Origin of the sequence: Streptomyces sp. CCM_MD2014 (assembly GCF_000772045.1) — a bacterium.
GTDB lineage: Bacteria > Actinomycetota > Actinomycetes > Streptomycetales > Streptomycetaceae > Streptomyces > Streptomyces salinarius.
On sequence record NZ_CP009754.1, the window covers coordinates 5,433,908 to 5,448,342 of the forward strand.

The 14,435-nt window shown below is 70.9% G+C and carries 15 protein-coding genes; 11 read left to right on the forward strand and 4 right to left on the reverse strand.

Annotated elements, in window-relative coordinates:
- Nucleotides 1-43 precede the first annotated feature (43 nt).
- Nucleotides 44-1,498: an FAD-binding oxidoreductase gene (locus tag NI25_RS24240; RefSeq protein ID WP_107071825.1), complete on the forward strand. Its 1,455-nt coding sequence runs from the start codon at nt 44-46 to the stop codon at nt 1,496-1,498.
- 13 nt (nt 1,499-1,511) lie between these two features.
- Here the strand turns inward: NI25_RS24240 and NI25_RS24245 are convergent, their stop codons facing one another.
- Entirely contained in the window at nt 1,512-1,949 is a 438-nt protein-coding gene (locus NI25_RS24245; protein ID WP_061444458.1) for an SsgA family sporulation/cell division regulator, read from the reverse strand.
- Between the two features lie 269 nt (nt 1,950-2,218).
- Between NI25_RS24245 and NI25_RS24250 the strand changes: the two genes are divergently transcribed.
- Both NI25_RS24250 and NI25_RS39765 read left to right on the forward strand, forming a co-directional pair.
- Nucleotides 2,219-3,769: an RDD family protein gene (locus NI25_RS24250; RefSeq protein ID WP_061444459.1), complete on the forward strand. Its 1,551-nt coding sequence runs from the start codon at nt 2,219-2,221 to the stop codon at nt 3,767-3,769.
- A 281-nt stretch (nt 3,770-4,050) separates the two neighbouring features.
- Entirely contained in the window at nt 4,051-4,779 is a 729-nt protein-coding gene (locus tag NI25_RS39765) for an RDD family protein (protein ID WP_078884720.1), read from the forward strand.
- A 3-nt stretch (nt 4,780-4,782) separates the two neighbouring features.
- Here NI25_RS39765 and NI25_RS24260 read toward each other — a convergent pair whose 3' ends face one another.
- Nucleotides 4,783-5,076, reverse strand: a complete 294-nt coding sequence (locus NI25_RS24260) for a hypothetical protein (RefSeq protein ID WP_061447074.1) — start codon at nt 5,074-5,076, stop codon at nt 4,783-4,785.
- Nucleotides 5,077-5,511: 435 nt separating this feature from the next.
- Here NI25_RS24260 and NI25_RS24265 point away from each other — a divergent pair, with 435 nt between their 5' ends.
- Complete coding sequence (locus tag NI25_RS24265) at nt 5,512-7,857, forward strand: immune inhibitor A domain-containing protein (protein ID WP_061444461.1); 2,346 nt, start codon at nt 5,512-5,514, stop codon at nt 7,855-7,857.
- A gap of 146 nt (nt 7,858-8,003) precedes the next feature.
- Nucleotides 8,004-8,348: a hypothetical protein gene (locus NI25_RS24270; RefSeq protein ID WP_061444462.1), complete on the forward strand. Its 345-nt coding sequence runs from the start codon at nt 8,004-8,006 to the stop codon at nt 8,346-8,348.
- Nucleotides 8,349-8,358: 10 nt separating this feature from the next.
- Here the strand turns inward: NI25_RS24270 and NI25_RS24275 are convergent, their stop codons facing one another.
- Nucleotides 8,359-8,946, reverse strand: coding sequence for a nicotinamidase (locus NI25_RS24275; protein ID WP_061444463.1), 588 nt, complete (start codon nt 8,944-8,946; stop codon nt 8,359-8,361).
- Between the two features lie 94 nt (nt 8,947-9,040).
- A complete protein-coding gene (locus NI25_RS24280) occupies nt 9,041-10,387 on the reverse strand; it encodes a nicotinate phosphoribosyltransferase (protein WP_061444464.1) in 1,347 nt (448 codons plus the stop codon).
- A 109-nt stretch (nt 10,388-10,496) separates the two neighbouring features.
- On the opposite strand from NI25_RS24280, the gene clpS reads away from it, so the two are divergent.
- The 6 genes from clpS to NI25_RS24305 all read left to right on the forward strand — a co-directional run bounded on the left by clpS (nt 10,497) and on the right by NI25_RS24305 (nt 14,435).
- Entirely contained in the window at nt 10,497-10,814 is a 318-nt protein-coding gene (clpS, locus tag NI25_RS24285; protein WP_031042763.1) for an ATP-dependent Clp protease adapter ClpS, read from the forward strand.
- Between the two features lie 53 nt (nt 10,815-10,867).
- Complete coding sequence (locus NI25_RS24290; protein ID WP_061444465.1) at nt 10,868-11,476, forward strand: DUF2017 domain-containing protein; 609 nt, start codon at nt 10,868-10,870, stop codon at nt 11,474-11,476.
- Nucleotides 11,477-11,865: 389 nt separating this feature from the next.
- Nucleotides 11,866-13,293: an amino acid permease gene (locus tag NI25_RS24295; protein ID WP_061444466.1), complete on the forward strand. Its 1,428-nt coding sequence runs from the start codon at nt 11,866-11,868 to the stop codon at nt 13,291-13,293.
- 166 nt (nt 13,294-13,459) lie between these two features.
- Nucleotides 13,460-13,882, forward strand: coding sequence for a Mov34/MPN/PAD-1 family protein (locus tag NI25_RS24300; RefSeq protein WP_061444467.1), 423 nt, complete (start codon nt 13,460-13,462; stop codon nt 13,880-13,882).
- 79 nt (nt 13,883-13,961) lie between these two features.
- Nucleotides 13,962-14,057, forward strand: coding sequence for a putative leader peptide (locus tag NI25_RS40645; RefSeq protein ID WP_309546867.1), 96 nt, complete (start codon nt 13,962-13,964; stop codon nt 14,055-14,057).
- Between the two features lie 99 nt (nt 14,058-14,156).
- Nucleotides 14,157-14,435, forward strand: a complete 279-nt coding sequence (locus tag NI25_RS24305) for a MoaD/ThiS family protein (protein ID WP_061444468.1) — start codon at nt 14,157-14,159, stop codon at nt 14,433-14,435.

The window sequence follows — 14,435 nt, forward strand, 5'->3', positions numbered from 1 at the left end:
GCCGCCCATGGGGTTCACACCGATGGCCCCCGGGTGCGACGCTGTGATCATGAGCCGTATCGAAGCGCCTCGCGACGAAGACGACGCAGCCGCGACGGTCGACAGCACGCCCGGCAGCCCCCTCGCCGACCGGAGCACCCTCGTCGACCGGCTGCTGGCCGGGCTGCCCGCCGGGTCCGTCCTCACCGACCCCGACGTCACCGCCTCCTACGCCCACGACATGGCGAGCTTCTGCCCCGCCGGCGCCCCCGCCGTGGTCGTCCTGCCACGCACCGTGGAGGACGTCCAGCACGTCATGCGCACCGCCACCGAGCTGCGCGTCCCGGTGGTCCCGCAGGGCGCCCGCACCGGCCTGTCCGGCGCGGCCAACGCCACCGACGGCTGCGTGGTCCTCTCCCTGACGAAGATGAACCGGATCCTGGAGATCAACCCGGTCGACCGCGTCGCCGTCGTCGAACCGGGCGTCGTCAACGCCACGCTTTCCCGCGCGGTGAACGAACACGGGCTCTACTACCCTCCCGACCCCTCCAGCTGGGAGATGTGCACCATCGGCGGCAACATCGGCACCGCCTCCGGCGGCCTGTGCTGCGTCAAGTACGGGGTGACCGCCGAGTACGTCCTCGGCCTCGACGTCGTCCTCGCCGACGGCCGCCTGATGTCCACCGGCCGCCGCACCGCCAAGGGCGTCGCCGGATACGACCTCACCCGGCTCTTCGTCGGCTCCGAGGGCTCCCTCGGCATCGTCGTACGGGCGGTCCTCGCGCTGCGTCCCAAGCCGCCCGAGCAGCTGGTGCTGGCCGCCGAGTTCGCCTCCGCGTCCGCGGCCTGCGACGCGATCTGCGCCATCATGGAGGGGGGCCACGTCCCCTCCCTCCTCGAACTGATGGACCGTACGACCGTCAAGGCGGTCAACGACCTCGCCCACATGGGCCTGCCGGAGACCACCGAGGCACTCCTGCTGGCCGCCTTCGACACCACCGACCCGGCCGCCGACCTCGCCGCCGTCGGTGCGCTGTGCGAGGCCGCGGGCGCCACCCAGGTGGTCCCGGCCGAGGACGCCGCCGAGTCCGAACTCCTCCTCCAGGCCCGGCGTCTGGCCCTCACCGCCCTCGAAGCCGTCAAGGGCACCACGATGATCGACGACGTGTGCGTGCCGCGCTCCCGGCTCGGCGAGATGCTGGAGGGCATCGACCGGATCGCGGCGAAGTACGGCCTCACCATCGGCGTCTGCGCCCACGCGGGCGACGGCAACACCCACCCCACCGTCTGCTTCGACGCCTCCGACCCCGACGAGTCCCGGCGGGCCCGGGAGTCCTTCGACGAGATCATGGCCCTCGGCCTGGAACTCGACGGCACCATCACGGGCGAGCACGGCGTGGGCGTCCTGAAGAAGGAGTGGCTGGCGCGGGAGATCGGTCCGGTGGGCCTGGAGATGCAGCGGGCCGTCAAACAGGTCTTCGACCCGCTGGACATCCTCAACCCGGGCAAGCTGTTCTGACGGCTGGGGTCCCTCACCGGGCGAGCAGCTCGGCCAGCCCGTCGTCGATCCCGAGCTGCCGGCCCTCCGTCCCCGGCGGCACCGCCCGCAGGGTCCGCTCCAGCCAGGCCGACACCTGGGGCGTGGGCGCCTCCAGGAGGGCGTCGCCGTCCGGGCTGCTCAGCGCCATCAGCACGACGCTGCGGCCCTCCGCCTTCGACGGCCACACCCGCACGTCCCCGTGCCCGGACGGCCGGAAGACGCCCTCCACCAGCAGGTCACGGGCGAAGGTCCAGTGCACCGGGTGGCCGGAGTCGATGTGGAAGGTGACGTGGACGGCGTAGGGGTCGTCGGAGTGGTAGGCGAGCCGGGCCGGCACCGGGACGCCGTGCTCGGGCGACAGGATGAGCCGCAGCTCCAGCTCGCGCTCCACGACGGTGGGCCGGGTGGGGCCGGTGGGGTCGGTGTGCATGGCGGGTTCCTCTCCCGTGTCTCGTACGGTCCTTGCCCGGGGAGAGCGGCCGGCGGCCGGAGCATTACGCGGGTTCGCGGAACTTTTTTCCGAACCCCGGTTTGGCGGGAGTCCCGGTGAGCGGGTGCCCGGGCGTCCGGGTGTGAAGGTCCCTGCACGAGGTTGCCCGGAAAGGGGCGGGTACGGCGGGACCGGCGGTGCGGATTGCGCCCGTCTGATAGATGTTGGAGCCCCTCTATCAACCCCCGAGCAGATACGGGACGACGGACATGAGCGCCCCAACCCCGGCCCCCGGCGACGACAGGCCCCGCGAGGGGTATTACCCGGACCCGTCCATTCCCGGATACGTCCGGTACTGGAACGGCGCCTCATGGGTGGCGGGCACGAGCCGGCCCGCCCCCAAGGACGGCGAGCCGCTCGCGCCTCCGCCCGGCGCGCGGCCCTCCGTCGAGGAGACAGGACCGCACTTCTTCGACGAGGACCCGGTCGAGGACCCGCCGCCCGCCGCGGCCCAGCACGGCAGCCGTCCGGAGTCCGCCGCGGCCTGGGGCGCCGACCGCTCCGGTCCCGCCGACGCCCCGGAGCAGCGCGTGGCCTGGCCGGGCCCGGCGCGGGGTGCGGACCCGAGGGTCCCGCACACCCGGCAGCCGGCACCGGCCGCCGAGGGTGCCGCGGAGGCCGGCGGTCAGGGCGACGCGGCCGCCTCCGCTCCCGCCCCCGCGTCGGCTTCTCCGGCTGCCCCCGCGCCCGCCCCGGGACCCGGCCCGGCCTCTGCCCCTGCCTCGGCTTCCGCTTCCGCTTCCGCTTCCGGTGAGAGGGAGGCGGAGTCCCAGGCCGGCAACACCTTCGTCTTCCGTCGTCCCTCGGTGGGCCAGCAGGGGACACCGGCGCCGGGCGGTGCCCCCGCCCCCGCGGAGGACGAGGGCACCATGACCTTCCGCGCGGTCCCCCCGCGCACGGGCCCGCAGTCCGGCGGGCCCGGGGCCCCTTCCGGGACGGGTTCCGGCTCCGGCCCCGGCTTCGGGGCGGGCAAGGCGGCCGCCGCCCGGGCCGCCGCGGCGCAGACTCCCGTGGCGCAGACTCCCGCGGCGCAGACACCCGCGCCGCAGGCGCCCGCGGCTCCCGCCGCGCCTTCGGTTCCGCACCAGGCGTCCCCGCCGCAGCCCGCCCCCGCCGCCCCCGCCGCACCGGTGGCGGCGGGCGGGCCCGGTGGAGGTCAGGCCTCGTGGGCCCAGCAGGTCCACCGGCTGGCCGGGGCGGGCGGGGACGAGCAGCCCGTCGCGCCGTGGAAGCCACCGGTCGAGGACGTGTTCCAGGCCGCCGCCCGGCGTCAGGCGGCCGCCCGGCCCGCCGGGCTCGGCAAGCGACTGGCCGCCCGGCTGATCGACACGGTCGTCCTCGCGGGCGTCACCGCCGTGGCCGCCGTACCGCTCGGAATGAAGGCCGCGGACCACGTCAACGACAAGATCGACCAGGCGAAGCTCTCCGGCGAGACCGTCACGGTCTGGCTGCTGGACGGCACGACGTCCACGTACCTCGGCATCGTGCTCGCCGTCCTGCTGCTCTTCGGCGTCGTCTACGAGGCGCTGCCGACCGCCAAGTGGGGCCGCACCCCGGGCAAGAAGCTGCTCGGCCTGGAGGTGCGGGACATCGAGGCCCACGAGTCTCCGTCCTTCGGCGCGGCCCTGCGGCGCTGGCTGGTCTACAGCGTCCCGGGCCTCCTGGTCGTCGGCGTGGTCGGCATCGTGTGGTGCCTGTTCGACCGCCCCTGGCACCAGTGCTGGCACGACAAGGCCGCCGGCACGTTTGTCGCGGGCTAGCTCGGCCGTGGGGCGAGGGGGAGCGAGGGTCCCGTCCCCGGGTGCGGGTGCGCCGTGGTTCTCGCGCAGTTCCCCGCGCCCCTGAGGTACGTGCACCGGACGCCCCGTGAAGGGCGCGGGGCTGTATCGCATACGCGGCTCCGCCGCGTGGGCGCGACCAGCCCCCACACACACCCGCACCCGCCGGCGAAACCCGCACCCCACCCCCGAACGGCGCACGCCGGTCCACCGGACGGCCCTCGGCGGATGCGCCGTAGGAGACTCCGGGTTCGACTCGGGACATGAGCAGCGAACCGCCCCCCGGCGCCGGCGGGCAGCAGCCGCCGGACGACGACCCGCTGAGGAAGAACCCCTACGACAACCCGCCCCCGCCTCCCGGAGAAGGGGGCCCTCACGGCGGCGCCCCGCCTCCCGGCGGCGGCGGCCCTTACGGTGCTCCTCCCCCCGGCGGTGGCGGTCCCTACGGTGCTCCACCCCCCGGCGGCGGCGGCCCGTACGGCGGAGGTCCCTACGGCGGGGACCCGTACGGCGGTGGCGGTTACCCCGCCGATCCGCTGGCCGGGATGCCCCCGCTCGCCGACAGCGGGCGGCGCACGCTCGCGCGGATCGTCGACATGATCCTCGTGGGCATCGTGGTCTGGCTGCTCAGCTGGGCGTTCAACGTCCAGGAGTACACGGTGGACGGCGACGACGTCTCCGTCGGCAAGTCCTTCGGCCAGTCGGTGATCGCCGCCGTGCTCTACATCGCGTACGACACCTACATGACCACGAGGACGGGCCAGACCCTCGGCAAGAAGTGGCTCGGGATGCGGGTGGCCAACCTGGCCGACGGGGCGACGCCCTCGGTGCAGACGTCGCTGATCCGGGCCCTGGTGCTGTGGATCCCGTTCGCGTTCTGCTGCGCCTGCGTGTGGACGATCATCGCGGGCGGCTGGAGCTTCTTCGACAAGCCGTACAAGCAGGGCCTGCACGACAAGGCGGCCAAGACGGTCGTGGTCAGCACCCGTTGACGGTCAGGCGGCCCGCCCGCGCGTCGACTCGCCCGCGCCCGCGGAGACGCGGGCCGGCGCGGGCATCCGTACCGGCTCCCGGTCGTCGGCGAGTCGCCGGGCCGGCGCGGCGGTCACCGTGCGCGTGCCGGGCAGCGGGACCGTCATGGCGACCAACAGCCCGAGGGCGAGGGACGCGACGGCGATGAGAGCGACTCCGGGGCCCGAACTCGTCTGCGACAGCAGCAGCATGGCGAGCGTCGAGAAGATCACGGTGCACGAACCGTAGGCGAACTGTGCGGCAGTCGGACGGGGCATGGCCATCGTGTCCTCGGAAGGCGATCAGGGGGCTGGACGTGCTGTCGGCCTGGCTTTCCGCCGGTCTCCGGGCGTTCCGCCAAGCGACTCTAACCCGCTGTGTGCCCGAGGGGGAACGGTAGTAAGCACGACCTAACCGGCACGGCCGATGCACGGGGGGCGCACGGATTCATGGCGTACTGGAAGCGGGCTGTCCCGCGCGCCCGCCGGGCCCGGCCGGAGCCCGCCGGATCCCGCGAAGGTCACGATCCGGTGTCCGCAAAGCGAACGGCGGCTCCGCATAGTGCACTTGTTCTGCTCAAGTCAAGGTCTGTCTTTTCTGCCGAACCTCTAGTCAAATGTCGTCACTTGACAACACGCGTTGATCACGTGTGCGCGGACCTGCTCTGTCTTTGTCCCCCCTTCCGCGCGCGTGGACGCGGGGGAGGAAATCAAGTGACCAGAAGACCCTGGACGTTCAGAACGGCGGCGACCACCATCGCGCTCGCCACCGCTACCGCCACGCTCTCCGCGGCCGGCGTGGCCCAGGCGGACTCGCCGTCCCGGCCGGAGGCCGTGAACCGCCACGACCCCAGCCCGGACAAGACCGCGCGCTCCCACGACCTCAAGGGCCCCCTGAGCGACACCCAGGCCGCCCAGCGCGAGGAAGCCCTCAAGCAGGTCATCTCCGGCAACGCGTCGGTGAAGAAGAAGGACGGCTCGAAGGTCGTCCAGCTGAAGAGCAAGAAGGGCGACGCCAAGTACGTCGAGCTGGGCCGGGAGAAGACCGACAAGATCTTCACCATCCTGGTCGAGTTCGGCGACAAGGTCGACAGCCGCTACGGCGGCACCCCCGGCCCGCTGCACAACGAGATAGCCAAGCCGAAGCGCAAGGAGGACAACTCCACGGCCTGGCAGGAGGACTACGACCGGGACCACTACCAGGACCTGTACTTCGGTTCCGGTGAGGGCGTCCACTCGGTCAAGACGTACTACGAGAAGCAGTCCTCCGGCCGCTACTCGGTCGACGGCGAGGTCTCCGACTGGGTCAAGGTCCCGTACAACGAGGCCCGCTACGGCTCGAACAAGTGCGACCCGGACAACTGCGCCTGGTACGCGGTGCAGGACGGCGTCACCGCCTGGGTCGCCGACCAGAAGGCGGCCGGCCGCACCGACGCCCAGATCAAGTCCCAGCTGACCCAGTACGACCAGTGGGACCGCTACGACTTCGACGGCGACGGCGACTTCAACGAGCCCGACGGCTACATCGACCACTTCCAGATCGTGCACGCCGGCGAGGACGAGTCCGCGGGCGGTGGCGCGCAGGGCGAGGACGCCATCTGGGCCCACCGCTGGTACGCCTTCGGCACCGACGCCGGCGCCACCGGCCCGGCCGGCAACAAGCTCGGCGGCACCCAGATCGGCGACACCGGCATCTGGGTCGGCGACTACACCATCCAGCCGGAGAACGGCGGACTCGGCGTCTTCGCCCACGAGTACGGCCACGACCTCGGTCTGCCGGACCTCTACGACACCAACGGCGGCGACAACTCCACCGGCTTCTGGACGCTGATGTCGTCCGGCTCGTGGCTGGGCACCGGCCGCAACGAGATCGGCGACCTGCCCGGCGACATGACCGCCTGGGACAAGCTCCAGCTGGGCTGGCTGAACTACGACACCGCCAAGGCGGGCGTCAACTCCTGGCACAAGCTGGGCCTGGCCGAGTACAACACCAAGCACAAGCAGGGCCTGGTCGTCGAACTGCCGAAGAAGGCGGTCACCACCGAGATCGTTCCCCCCGCCCAGGGCGAGACCCAGTGGTGGAGCGGCAGCGGCAACGACCTCAGCAACACCCTGACCCGCAGCGTCGACCTCACCGGCAAGTCGTCCGCCTCCCTCACCCTGGACGGCTGGTACGACATCGAGGCCGACTACGACTACCTCTACACCGAGGTGTCCACCGACGGCGGCGCCAACTGGACCGCGGTCGACGGCACGTTCGACGGCAAGCCGATCCAGCGCGACGGCAGTGACAAGCCCGCCCTGAGCGCCACCGTGGACGCCTACGGCAAGCTCGTCTACCCGCTGGACGCCTACGCCGGCAAGAAGATCGACCTGCGCTTCCGCTACCAGACCGACGGCGGACTGGCCATGAAGGGCTTCGCCGCCGACGAGATCGCGGTGACGGCCGACGGCGAGACGCTCTTCTCCGACGACGCGGAGACCGAGGACGCCGCCTGGACGGCGGACGGCTTCACCCGCAAGGGCGCGTCCTTCACCAAGGACTACGCGCAGTACTACATCGCCGAGAACCGCCAGTACGTGTCGTACGACAAGACCCTCGAGGTCGGCCCGTACAACTTCGGCTTCTCGGAGCGCCCGAACTGGGTCGAGCACTACGCGTACCAGAACGGCCTGCTGATCTGGAAGTGGGACACCTCCCAGGCGGACAACAACACCAGCCAGCACCCCGGCACCGGTCTGATCCTGCCGATCGACTCGCACCCGACCGCGCTGAAGTGGAAGGACGGCACGGTCATGCGCAACCGCTTCCAGACCTACGACGCGCCGTTCAGCCGCTTCCGCACGGACGGCATGACGCTGCACAAGGCGGACGTCGCGAAGTACGTCCCGGGCTCGAAGGGCGTCTCGGTCTTCAACGACCGCAAGAACGACTACTACGACCCGGCGAACCCGACCGGCGGTGTCAAGATCACTGACACCAACACGAAGATCAAGATCCTCAAGGAGGCCAAGAACGGCTCGACGATCGAGCTCGAGGTTGGCCCCGCGGGCAGGTAAATAGCATCTGCCCAGGTCAGAGCATGATCGGCGGTGACCCCCTGGCGGGTCGCCGCCGATCCGTGTTTAGGTGCGTCCTGTGGTTCTCTTATTGACACCGGGCCGGGTGCCCGGACCGACCCAGGCTGACTCGGGGGTATGACCGCATGGCCGCAGGAGGCTTCTGCAAGCTGCCGAACGGCACGGTGGTGGTGGCACTGAACCTGCCCAGCCCCGCCGGCCCGGAGGCCGGGGGAGTGCGCTTTCTCGTCCACGCCCAGAACCGGGCGCGCGCCCTGACCAGGCTGCGCAACCTGGGGCTGCGCAGCGTCTACCTGCGGGGCAACGCGGCCCCGCCCAGCCCCGACGAGGTCACCGCGGTCCTGCACCACCCGGACGGCCTGATATGGCGCACGGCGCCGGTGGCCGGTGCCGTGGGCGGCCCGGACCTGGTCCAGGAGCTGTGGCACCCGATCCGGGCCCTGCTCAGACGCCCGACCGCCCAGACGTAGGGGCCCGGCCCTACTGCACGACCGGCTTCCCGGACAGCTCCACGCCGGCCTCCCGCAGCTCCTCCAGCGCCCGCTCCGTGGTCTCCACGGCCACCCCGGCGGTCAGGTCGAGCAGCACCTGCGTACGGAAGCCCTCGCGGGCGGCGTCCAGGGCGGTGGCCCGGACGCAGTGGTCGGTGGCGATGCCCACGACGTCGACCTCGTCGATCTCCCGGGCCCGCAGCCACTCGGCGAGCGCCGTGCCGTTCTCGTCGGCGCCCTCGAAGCCGCTGTAGGCGGCCGCGTACGCGCCCTTGTCGAAGACGGCGTCTATCGCGCCGGAGGCGACGGCCGGGGCGAAGTTCGGATGGAAGCCGACCCCTTCGGTGCCGGCGACGCAGTGCGCCGGCCAGGAGTGGACGTAGTCCGGGTTGTCGGCGAAGTGGCCGCCCGGCGCGACGTGGTGGTCGCGGGTGGCCACCACGTGGCGGTAGCCGGCGGGCGCCTGCCCGATCAGCTCGGTGATGGCGGCGGCCACGTCGGCACCGCCGGACACCGCGAGGCTGCCTCCCTCGCAGAAGTCGTTCTGCACGTCTACGACGATCAAGGCGCGGCGCATGGTCGGTGTCCTTCGACTGGGTGGGCTGTGGGCGGGGAGCGGGGAGTGGCTGGACGGACGGGGCTGATTCGGGCCTTGCGGGACCGGACCAGTTCTAGCTACCCGAGCCCCCCTGCGCGTACTCCGTCGGAATGACGGGTTCCCCTCGGGAGAGCTGGGTGGCGGACAGCGGCAGGTTGGCGCGGGCCGCCGCGTGCCGGTCCCGGGCGGCGTCCAGCGGCTCGCGGGCGACGACCTCGCCGCCCTTGACCAGCTCGACCAGGAGCTGCCGGTCGGCGAGATCGTCGGGCACCGGACCGGTGCCGACCACCTCGGCCTCGGCGTACCCGTCCGCGTCCAGGCGCCGGGCGGCCCACTTGCGGCCGCCGACGGAGGTCTTGCCGCCGCTGGACTTCTTGGCGACCGGCACCAGCGGCGCCCCCTCCGCCCCGGACTCGGCGCGGGCGACCAGCTTGTAGACCATCGAGGCCGTCGGGTGCCCGGAGCCGGTCACCAGCTGGGTGCCGACGCCGTACGCGTCCACGGGCGCCGCCGCCAGCGAGGCGATGGCGTACTCGTCCAGGTCCGAGGTCACGACGATCTTCGTCTCGGTCGCGCCCAGCTCGTCCAGCTGCTGGCGCACCCGGTGGGCGACGAGCAGCAGGTCGCCGGAGTCGATGCGCACGGCGCCCAGCTCGGGCCCGGCGACCTCCACCGCCGTACGGACGGCCTCGGCGACGTCGTAGGTGTCCACCAGGAGCGTGGTGTCCCGCCCCAGCGACTCCACCTGGGCGCGGAAGGCGTCGCGCTCGTTGTCGTGCAGCAGGGTGAAGGCGTGGGCGGAGGTGCCGACGGTGGGGATGTTGTAGCGGAAGCCGGCGGCCAGGTCGGAGGTGGTTGCGAAGCCGCCGACGTAGGCCGAGCGGGCGGCGGCGACGGCGGCCAGCTCGTGGGTGCGGCGGGCGCCCATCTCGATCAGCGGACGGTCGCCGGCGGCGGACGCCATCCGGGAGGCGGCGGCCGCGATCGCCGAGTCGTGGTTGAGGATGGAGAGGATCACCGTCTCCAGCAGCACGCACTCGCCGAAGGTGCCCTCCACCCGCATGATCGGCGACCCGGGGAAGTACACCTCGCCCTCGGGGTAGCCCCAGATGTCCCCGCCGAAGCGGTACTGGGCGAGCCAGTCCAGGGTCTCCTCGTCGACGATGTCCCGCTCGCGCAGGAAGCGCAGCACGCCCGCGTCGAAGCGGAAGTTCTCCACCGCGTCCAGCACCCGCCCCGTGCCCGCCACGACGCCGTAGCGGCGGCCGTCCGGCAGCCGCCGGGTGAAGACCTCGAACACGCTCCGCCGCCCGGCCGTACCGGCCTTCAGGGCGGCTCGGAGCATGGTCAGCTCGTACTGGTCCGTGAAGAGCGCCGTCGAGGGGACGTCCACCGGCAGCCCAAGGTCCGCTGTGTTCATACGACGGATCGTACCCCCATTTCGTCACTCTGACGATTTTGAGGGACGGCTGCTTCGCGTGGCGCCCGCCACAGGCCCGTTTGTGCGGGTGCCCCCCTGTGGTGGCAGCATGGGCAGTGTGACGGCAGCCGCACCCATGGAGATCGAGAAGACCGAGTCGGCGGAGGAGGTCTTCGCCGTACCCGAGCCAGACGTGCCCTGGGTGACGATCGTGCACAACGACCCCGTCAACCTCATGAGCTACGTGACGTACGTCTTCCAGACGTACTTCGGCTACTCCAAGGACAAGGCCACCAAGCTCATGATGGACGTCCACCACAAGGGCCGGGCGGTCGTCTCCAGCGGCAGCCGGGAGGAGATGGAACGGGACGTACAGGCCATGCACGGCTACGGCCTGTGGGCCACCCTCCAGCAGGACCGGAAATGAGCCCGGAAACGACCCACGCCCGCCCGCAGGACGGAAGCAGCTGAATCGCCTTCATGCCCGGACAATTCGAACCGCTCCCCGGCGGCGGCGCGGCCGTCGCGCTCGACGACGTCGAGATCTCCATCATCCGCTCGCTGGCCGTGCAGCTCCTGGAGCTGATCGGCCCGGGACCCGCCGAGGACGCCTCCGACGACCCGCTCGCCGAACTGTTCGCCGAGGGCCCGAGCGAGCCGCCCTCCGACCCGGTGCTGCGCCGCCTGTTCCCGGACGCCTACGGCGACCCCGAGGGCACCCCGCAGGCCGGGGAGGCCGAGGAGCAGCGGGCGTACTCAGCGGAGTTCCGTCGCTACACCGAGAACGACCTGCGGGCCGGCAAACGGGACAACGCGCTGGCGGTGGTCCGCACCCTGGACGCCCTCTCCTCGGCGTCGGCGGGCGAGGAGGGCGCGGTGCTGAAACTGTCGCCCCAGGAGTCCCAGCAGTGGCTGCGCGCCCTGAACGACCTGCGCCTGGCGATCGGATCCCGCCTGGAGATCGCCGACGAGGACGACACCGACCTGCTCTACCGGCTCCCGGACGAGGACCCGCGCAAGCCGATGGTGATGGCGTACCTGTGGCTCGGCGGGCTCCAGGAGTCGCTCGTCGTGACGCTGATGCCCTGAGAGCTCGTGCCCTCACGGCTTATGCCCTGGACGGGACGGTTTCGCCACTCTCCGTGGTCATGCGTCCGCTCAGCGGAGCCTCAAATCCGGATAACGATCCCGTCAAAGCTGCGCCCCTTTTGACGAAAAGGGGCGCATTTTGTCCGCTTCTACCTGTGTGACACGTCACAAACCGCCCCTGTGATCAGCGTCGCGGTCGTGGTAAATCTTCACGACCGCCCGGCGAACACCACCCGAATGTTCGGCCGGGTGCGCCACCGAGCCGGCAGACCGCCGGCCAGGCACCGAGCGGGATGTGAGGCCCGCTCAGCTCCATCATCCGGGGGGATCGAGACCCGATCCGAGGCCGAGTCGAGGCCCGGGTCGGCATGGAGAAAGGCGCACCACACATGACCTCTGCGCAGGTCGACACGGACAAGGCCCCCGAAGAGGGCTACGAGCGCGGTCTCAACAGCCGCCAGGTCCAGATGATCGCGATCGGCGGCGCCATCGGCGTCGGCCTCTTCCTGGGCGCCGGGGCCAACATCGCCAAGGCCGGCCCCAGCATCATCCTCATGTACGCCCTCGCGGGTGTGATCATCTTCTTCATCATGCGGGCGCTCGGCGAGCTGCTCCTCTACCGTCCCGTCTCCGGCTCCTTCGCCGAGTACTCGCGGGAGTTCCTCGGCCCCTTCTTCGGCTACTTCACCGGCTGGACGTACTGGCTGATGTGGGTGGTCACCGGCATGGCGGAACTCACCGCAGCCGCCATCTACATCCACTACTGGTTCCCGGACATCCCGCAATGGGTCTCGGCCCTGGTCTTCCTGGTCCTGCTGTTCGTGGCCAACCTGATCTCGGTGAAGCTGTTCGGCGAGATCGAGTTCTGGTTCTCAATGGTCAAGGTCACGGCCATCATCGGCATGATCGTGATCGGCATCGGCGTCATCACCTTCGGCTTCAGCCAGGCCGGTGACACCGCCGCCGTCTCCAACCTGTGGGAGTTCGACGGCTTCTTCCCCAAGGGCATCGGCTCGTCCCTGATGACCCTCCAGGGCGTCATGTTCGCCTACCTCGCCGTCGAGCTGGTCGGCGTCACCGCGGGCGAGTCCGAGAACCCGGAGAAGACCCTGCCCAAGGCGATCAACACCCTGCCCTGGCGCATCGCCCTCTTCTACGTCGGCGCCCTCACCGTCATCCTGGCCGTGGTCAAGTGGACCGAGTTCGCCGAGGGTGTCAGCCCCTTCGTGGAGGCCTTCGCGGTCATCGGCATCCCGGCCGGCGCCGGCATCGTCAACTTCGTGGTGCTCACCGCCGCGCTGTCCTCCTGCAACTCCGGCATGTACTCCACGGGCCGGATGCTGCGCACCCTCGCGGACAACGGCGAGGCCCCCAGGATCTTCAACAAGCTGTCGTCGACCAAGACCCCGGCCATCGGCATCTCCGTCTCGGTCGTCTTCATGGCCATCGGCGTGGTGCTGAACTACCTCGTCCCGGAGAAGGCCTTCGGCTACGTCACCTCCGTCGCCACCGCCGCCGGCATCTGGACCTGGCTGATGATCCTGATCAGCCACGTGCTGTACCGCCGCAAGGTCGTCGCGGGCCGCCTGCCCGCCTCCTCCTTCCCGGCGCCCGGCGGCTCGGTCTGCTCCTACATCGCCATCGCCTTCCTGCTCTTCGTCACCTGCCTGATCGCCTACGACGCCGACGCCCGCGTCTGCCTGTACGTGATGGCGGGCTGGGCCGTCGCCCTCGGCATCGGCTGGGCGGTGCTCAAGAGCCGCAACCCGCAGATCACCGAGCGGCCCGGCGAGCCGGAGTTCGAGAAGATCGGCTGACGGACGCACCGGCCGCCCCTGACCAGCGCCTTCGCGCGCACTCCAGGACATCCGGCCACCGGGGACGCTCGTGGCATCCCCATGGCCACCGCTCAGGATGTCCGGCATACGGGCTCCTCCGTACCACCCACCGGTACGGAGGAGCCCGTCTGCTTATCCTGGCCGCATGCTGACCATCACACAGGCCCTGTACGACCAGATCGTCGCCCACGCGCGCGCCGACCACCCCGACGAGGCGTGCGGCGTGGTGGCCGGTCCCGTCGGCGAGGGCCGCCCCGAGCGGTTCATCCCCATGCTCAACGCCGCCCGCTCGCCCACCTTCTACGAGTTCGACTCGCAGGACCTCCTCAAGCTCTACCGCGAGATGGACGACCGCGACGAGGAGCCCGTGGTCATCTACCACTCCCACACCGCCACCGAGGCCCATCCCTCCCGCACCGACATCACCTACGCCAACGAGCCCGGTGCCCACTACGTCCTCGTCTCCACCGCGGACACCGACGGCGTCGGCGAATTCCAGTTCCGCTCGTTCCGCATCCTGGAGGGCGAGGTCACGGAGGAGGAGGTCAAGGTCGTCGAGGCGTACTGATCCCGGCCTGCGGACGGAAAGAGTCCATCAGGTGAGATCACACTCCGGATGCCGGACCGGGAATCGATACGATGAGCCCATGGTTCTTCTCGACGTGAGCGAAAAGGCGCCGGGCACCCTGCTCGTGGCGCGGCTGCACGTCGACCTGTGCAGGCTGAAAAGCGCCATCTGTTGATCTTCGCCGCCGCCGTACGGCCGTGAGCCGCGGCGTGCTGACGTGTGCCGCCGCGCGCCCTACGAACCCACGACAAACTTCCGACAGGAGCACTCAGCCATGGCCATCGAGGTCCGCATCCCGACCATCCTCCGCCAGTACACCGACGGCCAGAAGGCGGTGGAGGGCAACGGGGACACCCTCGCCCAGCTCTTCGCCGACCTCGAGACCCGGCACACGGGCATCCAGGCCCGCATCGTCGACGGCGAGCAGCTCCGCCGCTTCGTCAACGTCTACCTGAACGACGAGGACGTCCGCTTCCTCGACGGCATCGACACCAAGCTGTCCGACGGCGACAGCATCACGATCCTGCCGGCCGTCGCCGGCGGCATGGCCTGA